General features: G+C 29.2%; 17 protein-coding genes. 5 read left to right on the top strand and 12 right to left on the bottom strand.

Going from position 1 to position 18,718, the window contains the following annotated elements; all coding sequences use genetic code 11:
- The first annotated feature begins 754 nt into the window (after nucleotides 1-754).
- Nucleotides 755-1,696 (top strand): tyrosine recombinase XerC, encoded by a 942-nt coding sequence (locus tag DR024_RS12695; protein ID WP_051195927.1) that lies wholly within the window; start codon nucleotides 755-757, stop codon nucleotides 1,694-1,696.
- Nucleotides 1,697-1,729: 33 nt separating this feature from the next.
- Here DR024_RS12695 and DR024_RS12700 read toward each other — a convergent pair whose 3' ends face one another.
- The 4 genes from DR024_RS12700 to DR024_RS12715 all read right to left on the bottom strand — a co-directional run bounded on the left by DR024_RS12700 (nucleotide 1,730) and on the right by DR024_RS12715 (nucleotide 3,568).
- Complete coding sequence (locus DR024_RS12700; RefSeq protein ID WP_055184167.1) at nucleotides 1,730-1,996, bottom strand: hypothetical protein; 267 nt, start codon at nucleotides 1,994-1,996, stop codon at nucleotides 1,730-1,732.
- A 271-nt stretch (nucleotides 1,997-2,267) separates the two neighbouring features.
- A complete protein-coding gene (locus DR024_RS12705; RefSeq protein ID WP_055184166.1) occupies nucleotides 2,268-2,837 on the bottom strand; it encodes a hypothetical protein in 570 nt (189 codons plus the stop codon).
- A 65-nt stretch (nucleotides 2,838-2,902) separates the two neighbouring features.
- Complete coding sequence (locus DR024_RS12710; RefSeq protein ID WP_027097872.1) at nucleotides 2,903-3,085, bottom strand: hypothetical protein; 183 nt, start codon at nucleotides 3,083-3,085, stop codon at nucleotides 2,903-2,905.
- Nucleotides 3,086-3,154: 69 nt separating this feature from the next.
- Nucleotides 3,155-3,568 carry a hypothetical protein gene (locus DR024_RS12715; protein WP_111918942.1) on the bottom strand — a complete coding sequence of 138 codons (414 nt, stop codon included), beginning with the start codon at nucleotides 3,566-3,568 and terminating at the stop codon, nucleotides 3,155-3,157.
- 157 nt (nucleotides 3,569-3,725) lie between these two features.
- Between DR024_RS12715 and lexA the strand changes: the two genes are divergently transcribed.
- Both lexA and DR024_RS12725 read left to right on the top strand, forming a co-directional pair.
- Complete coding sequence (gene lexA, locus DR024_RS12720; RefSeq protein WP_027097870.1) at nucleotides 3,726-4,331, top strand: transcriptional repressor LexA; 606 nt, start codon at nucleotides 3,726-3,728, stop codon at nucleotides 4,329-4,331.
- A 61-nt stretch (nucleotides 4,332-4,392) separates the two neighbouring features.
- On the top strand, nucleotides 4,393-4,980 hold the full coding sequence (locus DR024_RS12725; RefSeq protein WP_055184164.1) for a metalloprotease family protein: 588 nt from the start codon (nucleotides 4,393-4,395) through the stop codon (nucleotides 4,978-4,980).
- A gap of 35 nt (nucleotides 4,981-5,015) precedes the next feature.
- Here the strand turns inward: DR024_RS12725 and DR024_RS12730 are convergent, their stop codons facing one another.
- The 5 genes from DR024_RS12730 to mutS all read right to left on the bottom strand — a co-directional run bounded on the left by DR024_RS12730 (nucleotide 5,016) and on the right by mutS (nucleotide 12,179).
- A complete protein-coding gene (locus DR024_RS12730; RefSeq protein ID WP_111918944.1) occupies nucleotides 5,016-6,299 on the bottom strand; it encodes a methionine gamma-lyase family protein in 1,284 nt (427 codons plus the stop codon).
- A 76-nt stretch (nucleotides 6,300-6,375) separates the two neighbouring features.
- Entirely contained in the window at nucleotides 6,376-6,621 is a 246-nt protein-coding gene (hfq, locus tag DR024_RS12735; RefSeq protein WP_027097867.1) for an RNA chaperone Hfq, read from the bottom strand.
- 43 nt (nucleotides 6,622-6,664) lie between these two features.
- Nucleotides 6,665-7,594 (bottom strand): tRNA (adenosine(37)-N6)-dimethylallyltransferase MiaA, encoded by a 930-nt coding sequence (gene miaA / locus DR024_RS12740; protein ID WP_055184162.1) that lies wholly within the window; start codon nucleotides 7,592-7,594, stop codon nucleotides 6,665-6,667.
- 15 nt (nucleotides 7,595-7,609) lie between these two features.
- Nucleotides 7,610-9,463: a DNA mismatch repair endonuclease MutL gene (gene mutL / locus DR024_RS12745; RefSeq protein ID WP_055184161.1), complete on the bottom strand. Its 1,854-nt coding sequence runs from the start codon at nucleotides 9,461-9,463 to the stop codon at nucleotides 7,610-7,612.
- A 13-nt stretch (nucleotides 9,464-9,476) separates the two neighbouring features.
- The gene (gene mutS, locus DR024_RS12750) at nucleotides 9,477-12,179 is read right to left on the bottom strand and encodes a DNA mismatch repair protein MutS (protein WP_055184160.1); all 2,703 of its coding nucleotides are present in this window, start codon (nucleotides 12,177-12,179) and stop codon (nucleotides 9,477-9,479) included.
- A 314-nt stretch (nucleotides 12,180-12,493) separates the two neighbouring features.
- Between mutS and DR024_RS12755 the strand changes: the two genes are divergently transcribed.
- On the top strand, nucleotides 12,494-12,838 hold the full coding sequence (locus tag DR024_RS12755) for a phenylpyruvate tautomerase MIF-related protein (RefSeq protein ID WP_027097863.1): 345 nt from the start codon (nucleotides 12,494-12,496) through the stop codon (nucleotides 12,836-12,838).
- Between the two features lie 80 nt (nucleotides 12,839-12,918).
- Here DR024_RS12755 and DR024_RS12760 read toward each other — a convergent pair whose 3' ends face one another.
- From DR024_RS12760 to DR024_RS12770, 3 genes are all read right to left on the bottom strand, one after another.
- Entirely contained in the window at nucleotides 12,919-13,788 is an 870-nt protein-coding gene (locus DR024_RS12760; protein WP_027097862.1) for an NAD(P)H-dependent oxidoreductase, read from the bottom strand.
- 20 nt (nucleotides 13,789-13,808) lie between these two features.
- Nucleotides 13,809-14,711, bottom strand: a complete 903-nt coding sequence (locus DR024_RS12765; RefSeq protein ID WP_111918946.1) for a LysR family transcriptional regulator — start codon at nucleotides 14,709-14,711, stop codon at nucleotides 13,809-13,811.
- 131 nt (nucleotides 14,712-14,842) lie between these two features.
- The gene (locus tag DR024_RS12770) at nucleotides 14,843-18,094 is read right to left on the bottom strand and encodes a DEAD/DEAH box helicase (protein WP_111918948.1); all 3,252 of its coding nucleotides are present in this window, start codon (nucleotides 18,092-18,094) and stop codon (nucleotides 14,843-14,845) included.
- Between the two features lie 246 nt (nucleotides 18,095-18,340).
- On the opposite strand from DR024_RS12770, the gene DR024_RS12775 reads away from it, so the two are divergent.
- The gene (locus DR024_RS12775; RefSeq protein WP_055184157.1) at nucleotides 18,341-18,709 is read left to right on the top strand and encodes a SatD family protein; all 369 of its coding nucleotides are present in this window, start codon (nucleotides 18,341-18,343) and stop codon (nucleotides 18,707-18,709) included.
- The last annotated feature ends 9 nt before the right edge of the window (nucleotides 18,710-18,718 follow it).

Raw genomic sequence — 18,718 nt, forward strand, 5'->3', positions numbered from 1 at the left:
TACCTTTTCAATTCTGACTGATTTTACGATAAAAGTTTTATAAAAACATAGAAATCCTAATTTGATTAAAAACTTTAAACTGATTTTTTGTATAATTCTATTTGCTTTAAAAACAAATTTCTAATATAAATTAAAAGTCGAAAGAAATAAAATTAAAGAGAAGTGTCTATATACATATAATATTAAAATATTAATCTTTTCCCTAAAAATCACTATATTTTCACTCAAAAATAATTTCGCTAAATATACATTTATTATATTTCGCGTACTTGAAAGAGAAAAAAGCCTGTGATATAATAAAATCAAGGCTTAAGACTATATTATAAAGGTGAAAAAAATGAAAAAAATACGAAATAAAACTCTAAAATATAAAAATTACGAATATCCTGAAGAAATTCTTCCGCTTTTCGAAGTAAACTTAACAAATGCAGATAGAAAAAGAATTCATAAAGTTTATTCTAACTATTATGATTTGAATTCTGAACGTGGATATGAATTTATAATTGAGGATTTATATATACTTGCTTATAAAAATAAACTTACCACTACAGAATTATCTAAAATATATAATGTTACTCCAAGAGCTGTTCAAATATGGTTGAAAGAACTTGGATTAAATAGAGATTTAAAAACTGCTTCTAAATTAAAAAACAAAAACTCTGATTTAGGTTTGTATAATTCTTTAAATGAAGGTCAGGAAACATCAAATAAGTTTGGTATAGATATTTCTAAAGATTCAAAATATCCAAGTTATATGGTAGATTTCTTAAACTACTTAGAAACAATCAAAGGTAAATCAGAAAACACAATTAATGGCTATTCTATAGATTTAACATTATTTTTTAGATTTATGAAGGTTTATAAAGGATTAGTTAATGATCCTGATTTAGAATTTGAGGAAATTCAAATAAATGACTTAGATAATGATTTTGTAAGGAGAATTAAGTTAACAGACTTATATGCTTTTCTCTCATTTGTAGAAAAACAAAGGGATAACGGAACCTACGCCAGAGCTAGAAAGGTAGCTTGCTTAAAATCCTTTTTTAAGTTCCTTAATGGAAAAGCAAAAATAATTGATGAAAATCCAACCTTGGAGTTGGAATCTCCTAAAATAAACAAAAGACATCCTGTTTATCTAACTCTAGAACAAAGTATAGATCTACTCTCCTCCTTAGATAAAGATGATAAAAACTATAAAAGAGATTACTGTATTTTAACCTTATTTTTAAACTGTGGAATGAGACTTTCAGAACTTTGCTCCATACAAATTGATAAAATAAAAGGTGATACATTAACTATCATAGGTAAAGGAAATAAAGAACGTACAGTTTACCTTAACGAAGCTTGCTTAAAGGCTATAAATAGCTATCTTTCTTCTAGAGATAATTCTAAGGTATCTGATGAAAACAAGAAATTTCTATTTCTTTCAAACAGAAACTTACCTATAAACAAACGAACTGTTGAACTTTTAGTAAAAAAACATATAGGTAATGCTGGTATAGTTGATGGCAAATATACTCCTCATAAGCTTAGACATACTGCTGCTACACTAATGTACAAGCATGGCAATGTAGACATAAGAAGTTTACAGAGTATTCTAGGTCACGAAAACATATCAACTACTCAAATATACACTCATATTGATGATGAGGCTCTTAGAGACGCTGTCAAGTCAAATCCCTTATCTAAATTGTAGACAAGCAAGGAGAGTTTTATACTCTCCCTTTACCTACATTTTTATAATACCCATATATTTATTGCATAGAACACTTATTAACAACATTCCATAAAAACTCATGGACATAAGAATTATCTTAGTTTTAGTGATGCTTATCCCCTTATTTAAAACCCAATTATTTATATATAAATTAATAATAATAATAACAGAAAGCAAATAGTATTTATCATTATTTAATGAAAAAAGAATTATAAATGCAGTAATTATATTAGACAACATTACAGAGATTAAAGGATATTTGTAAAGAAGTTTTTTCATTTCTAAACCTTCCCTAGTATTATTTCCTTATATTGTATTATAATTAATCTAATAATATTACAAATAACATTCATAATATATATTATGTAAAGTAATTCTACATAACCGAATAAAGAAATGTGAGATGTTACATAAAAACCAATCCCCACCACTCCAACTAAAGGTATTAATATTACTAAAAAATTCCTTATACTTTTCTAGATGTTAAAAAGCATAGAATCCATAAGAATTCTATGCTTTTTATTTATGTTGAATAACTAATATAAAATTTTTATAATAAAGGTTCTCCTAAAATATCTTTTAAAGTAGTTAAAATCGACTCGTTGTTTCCGTCATAAATAACTACTAATCTACCCTTCTTATAAATATGAGCCGCTTTGGTCCAACTTGTTTTATTACCATTAATCATCATTCCATTATCAGTTATGCTCTTTAAGTCACCTTCTAATGTACTCTTTGCACTTTCATCATACTCATAAATAGATAGCCTATCTCCATTTATAGTATAATCATCATTTTCTACTGATAATAAAGATTTAGTATCTTCTATTTCTGTTAATTTATAGCCCTTCTTTTCTATTTCTTTTTTAAAGTCATCTTCGTTATATGTCATTGAATCATCTGTAACCTTATCCCAAAGACCAACCCCGGCTTCGCCTACATCTTTAATACCTTCACCAACATCTTCTATCCCTCTCTTAGCCGCATCGCCTACATCTTCTGTACCATTTTTAATTTTATCCCCTGCATTTTCTACCGTATCTTTACTACATCCAATAAAGGCTGTAGATGTTGCTAAGCATAACGCTAATACTAATGTTAATAATTTCTTTTTTTTCATAAAAAATCACCTCAATCTACTTTTTCTTAACTTAGTTTCTGTAGCTAAAGGTGATTTTATTCTTATTATTTACTTTGTCCTGAGTTTCCTGTATTACCATTATTCTCTGTATTGTTATTATTCTTATCTGTTGAGTTTTCTACATTATTTCCATCGTTTCCTGAATTATCTCTACTACATCCGATGAAAGCTGTAGATGTTGCCAAACATAAGGCTAACACTAATGCTAATAATTTCTTTCTTTTCATAAAAAATCACCTCAATCTACTTTTTTCATACATAGTTTCTATACATAGAGTTGATTTTATTCATAATGGTTATTCGCTTTTCTTTTTTAGTTTTCTTACTCCAGGGAATATTTCTTCTGTTAATTCTTCTAAGTTTCCTTCTTCAAAAAAACTTTCATCTAAGTATTCAATATGATCAAAAGCATCTTCATAATCTTCATCTAAGGAAGTGAAATCAATACCTGATTCTTTAGATAACTTTTCATAAGCATCCTTTAATAAATCCACATCAGAATCTTCTTCTATATCTTCTTCTTCTTCTGCTTTAAGAAGTTCCTTTTTATATTCTTCTTCTAAAAATTTATTTTCTTCAACGGTTTTAGCTATATCTTCAATCTTAATGGCTCTTATATCTACTCCTTGTTCTTCAAGGCATTTACCACAATTATCACATATCTTTTTTTCATATAAATCACAGAAATCATCTTCAGTATATTTTCCCATATGAATACACCACCTTCCCAAATAATCAAAGTTCATTATATCAAATACTATAATAATAAGCAAATTTCTATAAGATTATACAAGAACATTAGTTTTGAGAACATAAGTTTGATATATTTATTAGAATATGATATAATTTTTTAAAAGAGGTGTGGTTATGTTAGAAAGTAAAGATAAACAAAAGGAAATATACGAATTTTTAAAAACATATACAGAAAATAAAGGATATCCTCCTTCAGTAAGGGAAATTTGTGAAGCAGTTTCGTTGAAATCTACTTCTACTGTTCATGGACATTTAAAGAGATTAGAGAAAAAAGGATTAATTAAAAGAGATCCTACCAAACCAAGAGCTTTAGAAATAGTTGAATTAAATTCTACTAAAAGAGAAATGTTAAATATCCCTATTGTAGGTAAAGTAACTGCAGGATTACCTATTTTAGCGACTGAAAACATTGAAGACACATTCTCATTACCTTTAGATTTCATTAAGCATGACAGAGAATTATTTATGCTTAAGGTAACAGGAGATTCTATGATAAATGCAGGTATTCGTGAAGGTGACCTAGCAATTATAGAACAAACAAATGCTGCTTTAAATGGAGAAATTGTTGTAGCTTTAATAGAAAATGAAGCTACTATTAAAAGATTCTTTAAAGAAAAAGATTCTATTAGATTACAACCAGAAAATGATGCAATGGCACCAATTATAGTTGATGATTGTAGTATATTAGGAAAGCTTGTAGGATTATTTAGACAATATTAAGTAATATGGATATGTAAAGAACTATATATTTTATATATAGTTCTTTTTTATTGGAGGAAAAATGATTTTTTTAAAGGATAGTTATCCTATTTTTAATTCAAAACATGAATATATAGATATTCATCCTACTTCAGATGACATTTATTTAAGAAATATTTTTAAGTTATTCTTAATTCTGTTCTATTCATTGTGTTTTGGACTTGGAATTATGATGTATACTTATCATAGTAAATTTGTACATTCTGCATTTTGTTTTTTAGGTTTTTTAGTTATATCTTTTATTATAGTAATACCACTTCATATTCTTTTACACATTTTAACTTTACCAGGAAACTTTAGTGATGATGAGCTTTGTGTAGGTTTTAATAAGAAATACTTAGACTTCTTTGTTATATATAATAAACCTATTAGTAAGAAAAATTTAATTATATCTTCTATATTTCCTTTATTGTTTATATCCATTATTACATTTCTTCTACTAGTTTTTGAGTTTACAAATATGTTTATATATGCTCTGTTTTGTTCTAATATCTTAATGTCAACACAAGATATTTATGATACATACATTCTATTAAAAGATAAAAGTGAAGAAGAACATACAAAGTATATAAAAGTAGAAAACTCTATATATAAAATGAATATGAAATAAAAGAGAAATTGCATTGCAATTTCTCTCTATAATCATTAATTATTTAGTACATTATTTAAAGCTATTAAAACACCTATTTTTCCATGATCAAAAGTTAATCCACCTTGAAGGTATGCTATATATGGCTCTCTAATAGGTGCGTCAGCAGATAATTCTATAGAAGACCCTTGAACAAATGTACCAGCTGCCATTATAACTTCATCTTTATACCCAGGCATTGCCCATGGTTCACATTCAACAAAAGAGTCAATTGGCGAACCATATTGAATTCCCTTACAGAATCTTATAAGTTTATTTGCCTCTCCAAACTTTATAGCTTGAATTATATCACTTCTCTTTTCGTCAAATCTTGGCTTAACTTCAAATCCTGCAAGTTCCATAATTCTAGCACAGAAAACTGCACCTTTAACAGCTTCCATTGCTATATGAGGTGCTAAGAATAGACCTTGGAATAAAGTTCTCATAAGACCAAATGTAGCTCCACACTCTCCTCCTATTCCAGGGACAGTTAATCTATAAGCTGCTTGTTCAACTAACTCTTTCTTACCGACAATGTAACCACCAGCTGGTGCTATACCACCACCAATGTTCTTAATTAAAGATCCTGCAATAATATCAGCTCCAACTTCTGTTGGCTCAATTACATCTATAAATTCACCATAACAGTTATCTACAAATACGTTAATATCATTTCTTATGCCTTTTATGTATGAAATTACTTCTCCTATTTCTTTTACGCTGAAGGAATTTCTCCAGCCATAACCTGTGCTTCTTTGGATATGTACTATTCTAACAGAAGAATCTTCTAAAGCTTTCTTTATTCCTTCTAAATCAAACTTACCTTCATTAGTTAAGTCAACTTGACCATAATTTATTCCATATTCCTTTAATGAACCTATATTTTCATCACCTGAAATACCTATAATGTTATGTAATGTATCATATGGCTTTCCAGAAACACATAAAAGCGTATTTCCAGGTCTTAGGTTGCCAAATAGAGCTGAGCCTATAGCGTGAGTACCATTAACAAAATGAGGCCTTACAATAGCGCTTTCAGCCTTAAATATTCTTGCATATACTTTATCTAAAGAATCTCTTCCTATATCATCATATCCGTATCCTGATGAATTAGTGAAATGAGAATCGCTAATTCTTTCATCTTGGAAAGCCTTTAACACTTTCATTTGGTTAAATTCTCTTATTTCATCATAGATTTTAAATTGCTCTTCACAATCCTTTAGTGCTCTTTCATAAAGTTCAAATGTATTTTCTTTAAAACCATAGGTTTCTTTTAATAAATCTTTAGTATTATCTAGCATCTTTCTCCTCCATGTTTTTATATTCTCTATTGATTATAGCAAATTAAAAGAGTGAAAGCCACGCTTTCACTCTTTTTTAAAAATCATTTTCGTTTTCCACACCTGTAAATAAAATTGGTTTTGCTGGAGTTACTGTTGTAATTGCATGTTTATATATAAGCATTTGCTTACCTTCTTGGTCTAATACTACAGTGAAGGGATCAAAACCTTTAACAATACCTTTTAATTGAAATCCATTAGTTAAGTATATTACAACTGATATCTTATTTTTTCTTGCATTATTTAAGAAAATATCTTGTAGGTTATTTTGTTGCTTATTCATAAAAGCACCTCCATTATCTCTCATATTACATAATATTATAAACCTATTTATTTCCAATGTCACCTATAACTTTCTCTAATATTTCTACATAGGAAAGCTTATCCTTGTCTAAAAAAGTAACCCTTTTATCTCTTCTAAACCATGTCAATTGCCTTTTAGCATAATTCCTTGAACCTTGCTTTATCATGTTAATTGCTTCTTGAAGCTTTACATTACCTTCTAAGTAATAGAGTATTTCTTTATATCCTATCCCCTGCATTGATTGCATAGAAGAAGTATAACCCATTTCCTTTAGTTTTATACATTCCTCAAGAAGACCTTTCTCCATCATAATATCAACACGCAGGTTTATACGTTCATATAGCTTCTCCCTATCCATTGTAAGCACATAGTAATGAACATCATACTCACTTTTATAAAAATCTTCTCCAGCGTTATATGAGCTAAAGGGATTACCTGTAAGCTTATATACCTCTAGAGCTCTTATAACCCTCTTTCTATTGTTTGCATGTATTTCATTGTAGCTTATAGGGTCAATTTCTTTTAACATTTCATGTATATAGTTATTTCCATGCTCATTTGCTAATTTATCTAACTCTTTTCTATATTCTTCATCCTTCTCTGCTTTAGTAAAGTTCATGTTGCACGTTAAAGAGTTTATATATAACCCCGTACCTCCAACTATAATAGGTAGCTTTCCTCTTGAAATTATTTCTTTTATTGCTTTTTCCCCCTGTTCTTTATAATCTACAACAGAAAAGTTTATTGATGGATCTACCACATCTATTAAGTGATGAACTACTCCGTTCATTTCTCCTTTTGAAACCTTAGCTGAACCTATATCCATATATTTATATATTTGCATTGAATCAGCAGATATTATTTCTCCATTTAATCTCTTTGCTAAATCTATTGATAATTCTGTCTTACCTACTGCAGTAGGTCCTCCAATAACAAGTATCTTTTTCTTCATTTATTTCACCATTTCTCATACTATTCTTCTAAACTTTTTCTCTAAGTCATAATTTGTAAACTTAATTATAGTTGGTCTACCATGTGGGCAGTGGAAAGGATCATCTATATATCTTAGTTCATCAATAAGTTTTACCATCTCTATATCAGATAAATTATCATTTCCTTTCACTGCAGACTTACAAGCCATGGTAGCTATTCTATTATATTTTACCTCCGTAGTTTTACCTGTTCCTAACTCTTTAATATTGTCTAGTATTCCTAAGAAAAGCTCCTTTGGATCTAGTTTCCCTAAGAAATATGGAACCTCTTTAAGAGAAAGAGAATTTCCACCAAAATCTTCTAATGTAAATCCTGCCCTAGAAAATACTCCTTTATTCTCTTCATAGTAAGCATAATCATCAATGGATAGATGAATTAAGGTAGGTAACAATAAAGGTTGAACTACTAAGGTGTCCTCTTCTATACTTTTAAGATATCTTTCAAAAAGAATCTTTTCATGAGCAGCATGTTGGTCTATCATGTATAGAACCTCATCATATTCCCCTAAAATATAAGTCTTATTAAACTGACCTATAAGCTTAAGAGGTGGAAACTTAGGTGTTCCTTTATCCTTTATTATCTCCTTCACAGGCTCTTCTTTTGTTTCAACTCCAATATTAAGTTCTACCTTATCTTCCTTTACAAGCTCATTTAAAGGCTCATATTTAACCTCAGGCTTTAAATCTATAGGAAGCTTAACCTCTGTTACTTCTTGAGGGGCATACTTCTTAAAACTAACTTCTTCATCCATTCTTGGAGATATATTTAATCTTATCTCTTCTATTTCCTCTGGTTTATATACATCCTTTTCTTCTTCTGGTATAGAGAAGGTCTTAAAGACATCTTCTTTTAATGCAGAATGTACAGCATCAAAAACCTTTTTAAATAAAAGCCTATCATCCTTAAACTTAATTTCAGCCTTAGTTGGATGGATATTAACATCTACAAAGTCTGGATAAACCTCTACAAATAAAATAAAGAATGGGAACTTATTAACTGTACTAAAGGACTTAAAAGCATTTTCTACAGCAGCTACTAAAGTCTTATGTTTTATATATCTACCATTAACAAATATGCTTTGGTTATTTCTAGACCCTCTAGATATTTCTTCTTTTCCTATATAGCCATATAGAGTAATTTCATCTTCTACATGTTCAAAGTAAAGAGTGTTTTCGCTTATAGTCTTTCCGTATATAGTTCTAACTACATCACTTAGTTTACCATTACCATAGGTATGTAAAACTTTCTTGCCATTGTTATATAGCTTAAAACTAATTTTAGGGTTAGATAGGGCAATTCTATTTATTATATCTGTGATTATAGAAGCTTCTCTTGAGATACTCTTTAAAAACTTCTTTCTAGCAGGTACATTATAAAATATATCTCTTACCTCTATAGTAGTTCCTTTATTAACTCCACACTCTTCAAAGGATATAAACTCTCCACCTTCTATTATAAGCTCTTTACCAAAGTCATTATCTTCTGTTCTTGTTTTAATATTTACCTTTGATACTGATGAAATTGAAGGAAGAGCTTCTCCCCTAAAACCTAAGGTACTTATGGAGAATATATCTTCTGATGTTTTTATCTTGCTTGTGGCATGAGGAAGAAAGGCTTTCTTAACATCCTCTGCATGAATACCGTCTCCATCATCTATTATCTTAATTAGAGTTGTTCCACCCTCTTCAATTTCTATTGTTATATTATTTGAATTTGCATCTATACTATTCTCAACTAATTCCTTAACAACGGAGGAAGGTCTTTCAACAACTTCCCCTGCTGCTATCTTATTTGATGTATTTTGATCTAAAAGGTTTATTCTCTTCAAATACAACCATCTCCTAATTTAAACTCTTTGCATCCTTAATCAATTTATATAATGTATTCATAGCATCCATAGGAGTCATATTTAAAACATCTAAATTAACAATCTCATTAATTAAGGCCTCCTTTTCTACTTGTGTAAAGTCCATTTGCATTGGAGCAGAAGTTTCTCTCTTCTTTTTTTCTTTAAGTTTTTCTTCTAATCCCTTGTTTGTAGACTTTAATTCATTTATTTTGCATTCTAATTCTTCTACCTTAGAGTTATCTATAGTAACAGCAGTTTCTCTTACGTACTCTTTATGAGATACTTCTACACTACCTTCTCCTTCTAACCCTTCTAGAATCTCTTTAGCTCTTCCTATAACCTCCTTAGGAAGTCCAGCAAGCTTAGCAACCTCTATACCATAAGATTGGTCTGCACCGCCCTCTACAATCTTTCTAAGGAATATTACGTTATCTTCTAATTCTTTAACTGATACAGAGTAGTTTTTAACTCCTTTAATCATTCCTTCAAGCTTAGTTAGTTCATGATAGTGAGTAGCAAATAACGTTTTACATCTTAAATTATTATTCTTAGCAATATGTTCTATTACTGCCCAAGCTATACTTAAACCATCATAGGTAGATGTTCCTCTTCCTACTTCATCTAGTAGCACTAAGCTCTTTGATGTAGCATTCTTTAATATATTTGATACTTCCCACATCTCTACCATAAATGTAGACTTACCACCTGCTAGGTCATCAGATGCACCTATTCTTGTAAATATCTTATCACATACAGATATGTTAGCTTCCTTAGCTGGTACAAAAGATCCCATCTGTGCCATTAAAGTAATTAAGGCTACCTGTCTCATATATGTAGACTTACCAGCCATGTTAGGTCCTGTTATAAGTAATAATTGATTATCTTCTCTGTTTAATGTAGTATCATTAGCTACAAACTCACCTTTATTAATTACCTTTTCAACTACTGGGTGTCTTCCCTCTACTATATGAATATCTCCAGTCTCATTTATAGTAGGCTTTATATAATCATTCTCTAAAGCAATTAATGCTAGAGTAGATAGTGAATCTAAGTTACCAATGATTCTAGCTGTCTTTTTAAGTCTTGCTATTTGACTTTCTACCTTATTTCTTATTTCTACAAATAGTTCATATTCTAAGTTTACAAGCTTTTCTTCTGCACCTAAGATTTTATCTTCCATCTCCTTAAGCTCAGATGTAATATATCTCTCTGCATTTGCTAAGGTTTGCTTTCTTATGTATCTTCCTTCTGGTATAGAAGAATAGTTAGCTTTAGATATTTCAATATAGTAACCAAATACTTTGTTATATCCAACCTTTAATGATTTAATTCCAGTAAATTCTCTTTCACTATTTTCTAAGGAGGCTATCCACTCCTTACCATGAAGCTTTGCTCCCCTTAGTTCATCTACCATTTCATTGTATCCATCTCTTATAATGTTACCTTCCTTTAAAGCTATTGATGGATCATCTAAAATTCCCTCATGTAGAATATCTCTTATATCATCTAATTCATCTAAATTGTTATAGTATTCTTTAAGTAGTAATGAGTTTGAGTTCTTAAGTTGTTCCTTAATGCCTGGTATTTTATCTAAAGAAGTTCTTAGTGATACCATATCACGCCCATTTACATTGCATGAAGATATCTTACCTAAGATTCTTTCTATATCATATATCTCCTTAAGAGAAGCTCTTAAATCCTCATTAAAGGCTATATTACTAAATAGCTCCTCTACCCCATCTAATCTCTTTTCTATTTCTTCCTTAACTATAAGAGGCTCATCTATCCATCTTCTTAAGGATCTTCCTCCCATAGACGTTGCTGTTTTATCTAATACCCACAAAAGAGAACCCTTCTTAGATTTCTCTCTTATGCTCTCTGTAAGTTCTAGGTTTCTTCTAGAGTTACCATCTATAGTCATAAAGTTTATAATGTCATACTTTTCTAGGAAGTTTATATTTGTTAAGCTCATCTTTTGAGTTTCATATATATACTTTAATAATACCTTAGATGCATTTTTTGATGCTTCTTCAAGACCAGATGCCTCTGCTTCAGAGAATTGATTTATAAGTTCCTCATCATTTACCTTAAAGCTATCTAGGGGCTTTCTTGTAATTAACGCATTTGTATAGGTGTATATCTCATGGGCTAATTCTTCAGGCATATTAATATCTACAATCACCTCTTTAGGATTAATCTTTGTAAGCTCATCTAAAAGAGTTGTTCTTAAATTAGTAAATGAAGTAGTTTTAAATTCACCTGTACTAATATCAGTAGAAGCTAAACCTATATTATTGCCATCTTCATATATGGCTACTAGGTATGTATTTAAATTCTCTAATGTAGCGTTAGTATCTACATATGTACCAGGAGTAATAATTTTAATTACATCTCTTTTAACTAATCCCTTAGCTAAAGCTGGATCTTCTACCTGCTCACATATAGCAACTTTATATCCTTTTGAAATTAATCTTGGAATATATGTAGCTGCTGCATGGAATGGTATACCACACATAGGGGCTCTCTCCTCTAGTCCACAATCTTTTCCTGTTAAAACTAACTCTAAAGCTCTTGATGCTTCCTTTGCGTCATCAAAGAACATTTCATAGAAGTCACCAACTCTATAAAAAAGTATACAATCTTGATATTTATCTTTAATTTCTACATATTGTCTCATCATAGGAGTCAACGCCATTATTCCATCCTCCAAATTTCTAAATAATTATCTATTTTATCAGATATATTTTATCATAATGGCTTATAAATTGCTAAAGAGATTTTATTTGTAAATTTTAAAGAAAAATATTATTCATGATTGTAATTTTTTATTGGAAAAGTGAATATATTATAGCATAGTAACTTATTGAAAAATAAAAGTTGTCAGATGCTTTACATTAGAAATTCTGAATGTTAAAATATAATTACCATAATTTTACTAATGAATTTTTGCACATTTTTATGAAGTACAATATATTATTAAAATATCAATAAAAAGAGAGGGAGATGTACATGCCATTTATTGATTCGAAGGTTACAGTATCTCTTTCTGAAAATCAGAAGGAGTCTTTAAAAGATGAACTAGGAAAAATTATAGATGAGATTCCTGGAAAATCACAAAAATTCTTAATGTTAGGATTTCAAGATAATTTTCCACTTTATTTTAAAGGTGAAAAATTAGATTATGGCGCTTTTATAGAGGTTAAGATGTTTGGACGTGCCACTGAAGATTCTTTGAATAGAGCTACTAAAGAAATTTGTGATTTATATAAAGAAGCTCTTAATATTCCTCCAAAATCTATTTATGTTAAATTTGAAGAGGTAGATAATTGGGGATGGAATGGAGCTAACTTTTAGTTATCTAAAAATATCCTAGTGTAAAATTAAAAAACTTTGCTAAGAATTTGTATCTTAGCAAAGTTTTTTAATTATAATTACTATTTAAAGTAAACCTTATTTAATTCTTTTTTTAATGTTTCTCTTAGTTCATTTATTTCTACTTCATAGTTATCAGAGGTATTTTTAGGGGTTCTATCGTTAACAAATCTACCGTAATTTTCTACTCCCCAGAAATCTGCTGTATCGTCATCTAATACCTTGAAGGCATTCATATAGATATCCCAAGATTCATTATCCATACCTTCTACGCCATCGCCTATATAGCCTCTTCCACCACCTAGGAATCCAGCATTCATAATAGTGTATATAGATTTTCCTTTAAGCATTCCTTCTAATCCTTTGTCTGTATCTTGATATGCAAACTTCTTAGCAAATACAGTTTCCATATATCCCTTAGTTATAGCATTAGGTGTATCGTGCCAATTTGGATAACAGAATATTATGTAATCTGCCTTTGTAACATATTCTTGCTCTTTCTTAATTTCTGGAGTTGGTTCTCCTTTACCATCCTTAGCATAATAGAAGTTTTCTAAAGATAGAACTGGATTAAATTTCATATCATATAAGTCTCTTACCTCAACCTCTACATTCTTTTCCTCAAAATGTTTCATAGCTGTTACTGCAAGGTCATAGTTAACGCTATCTTTTCTTGGATCACCAATTACAAATAAAGCTTTCTTTTTCTTTGAATCAGTGAAACCTTTTGGTTTGTAGTCTTGTACTAAATTTTCTGGAACTATAGATGCTGATGTTGATGCATCTGCTGAGGCTGATGTTGTTCCATCTGCCGTAACATCATTTCCCTGAGTTTGAGGATTTTTATTATCATTAGCTGCATCACTTCCGCAACCAATTAATCCTATTGTGATTACCCCTGTAATTATAGCTGTTAATATCTTTCTTTTCATTTGTATTTCCCCCTATTACTTTACGATAAAGCTTTTATTTCTTCTATTAATAATTTCAATTCATCTTTTAAGAGCTCATTTCTTCTTTTTACTACTGAACATTTCATAACAATTTTTTTATTTTTGAAAGGTATTCTTTTTAAATAGCCATTAAAGTTATATTCTGTTTTCCAATCTACACATACTGAGAAAGATGGTAAGTTTATCAGTATGTCTTCATAGGATTTAGAATCATTTACTCTAATTATCTTTTTATTTGTATCTAATCCAAGTTCCTTAACTTCATAATTTAAATTAAATAGTCCTCTAAATAGTTGCTGTTTTTTTACACAAAACAATCCATTTAAATCATCGACAGACATATAATCTCTATGGTTTAGCAGGGAACTTTCATTTACATGAAGCTTTAATTCACCTTCAATAAGCTCTACATATTCTAAATTCTCATTTTCAAGATACTTTAGAATATTTTTTTCTTGATAGTGGCTATATTGTATAAAGGCTATATCTACGTCTCTATTAATGAGTTTGTCTATTGCATCATCAAAATTATCATCATATAAAATGAATTCATAGTTTTTATTCTTAAATATAGCGCATAGGTCTGTGAATTTCCTTCTAACTATACATGATCCAAATGAAGCTATTTTAATTTTATTGTCGTTATAATCATATAAGAGTTTCTTTTCTGTTAGCTCAAATTGATTTACTAAGGTTTTGGCATAATGATATATTTCTCTACCTTCTGTAGTTAGTTTGACTCCTTTATTTGTTCTTTCAAATATAATGCGTCCTAACTCATTTTCTAAAGAATTAATTTGTGCACTTAAATTAGGTTGAGAAATATATAAGTTGGAAGCAGCTCTTGATATACTACCTGTTTCCACAACTTCAACAATATAACGTAATTGATTATACTCCATGGATATCCTCTTCTTTTGTTAAATTTTTGTTTATATCTTGCAAAATATCTACTCATATACAATTTAAGATATTTGTAAACGAAAAACAAGTAGCTGGCTATCTGTATTTTTTATAGCCAGCTACAAAATATTTATCTCTTGAAAAGTGCTAGGATATCTTCATCATCTAAGTTGCTAATATTTTCACCAAGTTCTATATCTTTACCTACCACTTTGTCTATTAAATTTTTCTTTTCTTCTTGAAGCGATATAATCTTCTCTTCAATAGTACCTTCAGAAATCATCTTAATTACTTCAACAACATGCTTTTGACCTATTCTATGGGCTCTATCTGTTGCTTGATCCTCTACAGCAGGATTCCACCATGGATCAAAATGAATAACTATATCTGCACTAGTTAAATTTAATCCTGTTCCTCCAGCTTTAAGAGAAATTAAGAATACTGAAGTATCATCTTTATTAAAATCTTCAACAATCTTATTCCTTGTTTTTATTGGAGTTGACCCATCTAAATAGTAATGTGATACTTCATTCTCCTTAAATACTTTAGAAATATTACTAAGTACTGATGTAAATTGAGAGAATACAAGAATCTTATGTCCTTCATCTATACTTTGTACAACAGTTTCTAAAAGTGCATCTATCTTACCACTTCCTCCTTTATAATCATCCATAACAATAGAAGGGTCTAAGCAAATCTGTCTAAGCTTTGTAATATAAGATAATATTTCAATTTTGCTTTTAGAGAGTTCATCATCTTGAACCTTCTTTTCGATTATATCTTGAATATATTTAACATATGTTGAATACACTTTTAATTGCTCATCATCAAGGGGAACTATTAATCTATTTTCAATCTTATCTGGCAGCTCCTTTATAACATCTTTCTTATATCTTCTAAGTATAAATGGCTTAATTAGTCTATTTAAGTCTTGTATTAAACATTCATCCTCTTCAAGTCTTCTATGGTATCTTGTTGCAAATTTCTTTTCATCATAAAGATATCCTGGCATTATAAAATCAAAAATACTCCATAGCTCCATAAGAGAATTTTCAATTGGCGTACCAGTTAATGCAAATCTATTCTTTGATTTAATACTTTTTACTGACTTAGCATTTTGAGAAGACGGATTCTTTATATTTTGTGCCTCATCTAAAATACAATAATCAAATTCTATTTCCTTATACAGATCTATATCTCTCTTTATTAGGTTATAGGTTGTAATTAAAACATCATACTTATCTCTATTCTTTAATATACTTTCTCTCTCTTCCCTATTGCTATGTAATATACCAACTCTTATGTTAGAGGCAAATTTCTTAAACTCTTTATACCAGTTATAAACTAAGGAAGTTGGAGCTACTATTAAACTTAAAGCTTTTTCATTTGAAGCAAGGAAAGTTATAGTTTGAAGAGTTTTTCCAAGTCCCATTTCATCCCCTAGTATCCCTCCAAAACCTAAATAATCTAGAGTCTTAAGCCATGAAAATCCAATTTTTTGATATTCCCTTAAATTTGCATTTATATTATCTGGAATAGGAAACTCTTTTCCCTTTAGTTTTCCTAGGGTAGTTTTAAGGGATTTTAGCCCCCTTCTTCCTTTTACATATGTTATTCCATTATCCTGTAGATAATCCTCAACATACATACCTTTATTCTTATTAAATTCTATAGTGTTTTCACTAATTTCTTTATCTTCATTTAAGGAATCTAGTAGTTTAAGAAGCTTATTTAGTTCTATTTCTTCTAAATCTAAAAAATCACCAGTTGAAAGTTTGTAGAATTTTTTGCTATCTCTAAATGCCCTTAGAATATTTGTTGTTTCATCTTTCTTAATATCCCCAAGTTTAAACTTAAATTCAAAATAATCATACTTACCTTTTCTAACTTCACCCTTAAATGCATTAGAAGAAAGATTTTTTATACCAGTAAATCTATCTGAGTAAAATATTTCGCCATACTCATGAAGCTCTAATATGTCCTCTTTAAAAAATTTAAATATGTACTCATCATCCTTAAAAAATCTAAAGGTATCATTAACTTCTTCAAAACCTAATTCTCTAAGTTTTCTTATTACCTTTTCTTCTTTATTAGTATCTCTATATATAACCTTATTATTTAGATTATGAAAATAGTTAAATTCATACTTATCATAACAAACCTTTAATGTAAGGAATATATCATCACTTTTATCAAAATAGAACTTAAAAGACACAGGTGCTATAACTACCTTATTGCTTAAAGATTTAGATAGTTCTATATCATCACTAATTTTTTGCATAGAAGGTATTAAATCTCTAAGAACTCTTTCTTCTTCGTCTCTTGTAAAGAATATAGAGTTTCCGTGGTTGAAGGCTTCTAAATATGGAGTTATCCCTTCAATCTGATCATATGATGGTAAATATATTGTAGTATTGAACATAAATACATCATTAGTATCATTTAAGGCTTCTGGAATACCACGAGGAGCTTCTAGCTTAATTAAGTTACCTAAATCCCTTAAATTCATAGGAAGAGGGATATTCTCCTCTAAAATTTCTGTTTCAATTAATCTTGAATAAAAGCCACTTCCTAAATAAACTCTAAAGTCCTTTATTATAGTCATAAACTCTCTTAAAAGAGCTTTAGGTATAACAATCTGCTTTCCTGAAACAAGCTTTTCATTAACCTTCCTAAAGGAATTAGAGGATAAATCAATTTCTTTTAATAATTCAATAAACTTTATTAGTCTTTTAATTGATGAGGTTAAGCGCTGTTCCTTTATGTTAAATATAAAGTCCTTTCCATAAGGAATAGATATTCTATTATAAAGCCCAACTAAGAAAGCATCGATATCCTTTAGTGTATATAGCTTGTTAGACTTCATTCCTTCAAGACCTATTTTGAATTCTGCTCCTAGTTTTCCTGTCCACTGTATTTTATTAAGTATGACCTCTATCTTTATCTTATCCTTCTTTTTTTCTTCACCAAGCAGTAAATCTAGTATAGAGCTTTCTGTTTTCTTTATAAGTTCCTCTTTAGCTTCAGTTAAACCTAGTTCATCCTTTATACTTGGATTTTCCTCTAAAGAATTAATAAACTTATAAAAGGTAGCCACAAGATGCTTACAGCAATATCCACTCTTACTACTCTTCTTTTCAAAGGTATTACAACTACAATGAGAAAATATTACTTCCTTATTCCTTTTATCTATATCTAATTTACAAGAATACTGGCTATATAAATCTTCAGAAATAACTGAACTAGTAAGAACTATTCTTTCACTATCTCCCTCAAAATTTAAATCTGAAATCAAATCATTTTTGAATACTCTTCCCCCATCTTTTTCATTTTTACCCCAGGTACTTTTATTAAATCCTTCTATTAAGGCTTGCTTTAACATTAAATCACCACATTTTCTTTAGATTAATCTATTTATATAATAACAGAACTGAAGTTCTTCTGTCTAACTACTATAATTAGATATATTTTAATAACAATAGCAAAACACCACTAAATCCATAAATTATTATTAAGTAATAGGTTAATAAAATTATATAAATCTTTCATTAGTTAATAAAATAAACTTAACTCATGCAAGGTTTATAAAAATAGCTTAACCCTATAGAGCACTTAAACTGGAGGAAATATGTACAAGGTTCTGATATTTGATATAAAAGATTCTAGAAAAATTTCAAATAGAGAAGACCTTCAAAAGACTCTAATAACTTTAATAAAAGAGTGTAATAGAATTTTTAAAGAATATATATTAAGCCCATTTTGTATAACTTGCGGAGATGAATGGGAAGGTTTATTGACTATAAATAGTCCTCATTTAGAAATACAACGATTCTTCAAGAATGCATTACCCTCAAACATTAATTTCTACTTTGGAATAGGAATTGGTGAAATATCTATTAAGGATTTCTCTCTTCCAACCAATTGCCTTGATGGAGAAGCCTTTATTAAAGCAAGAGAAGAATTAAATAAAGCTAAGAGTAATAATATATTCTCTTAGCTCTAATTT

The organism is Clostridium paraputrificum (genome assembly GCF_900447045.1).
Lineage (GTDB): Bacteria > Bacillota > Clostridia > Clostridiales > Clostridiaceae > Clostridium > Clostridium paraputrificum.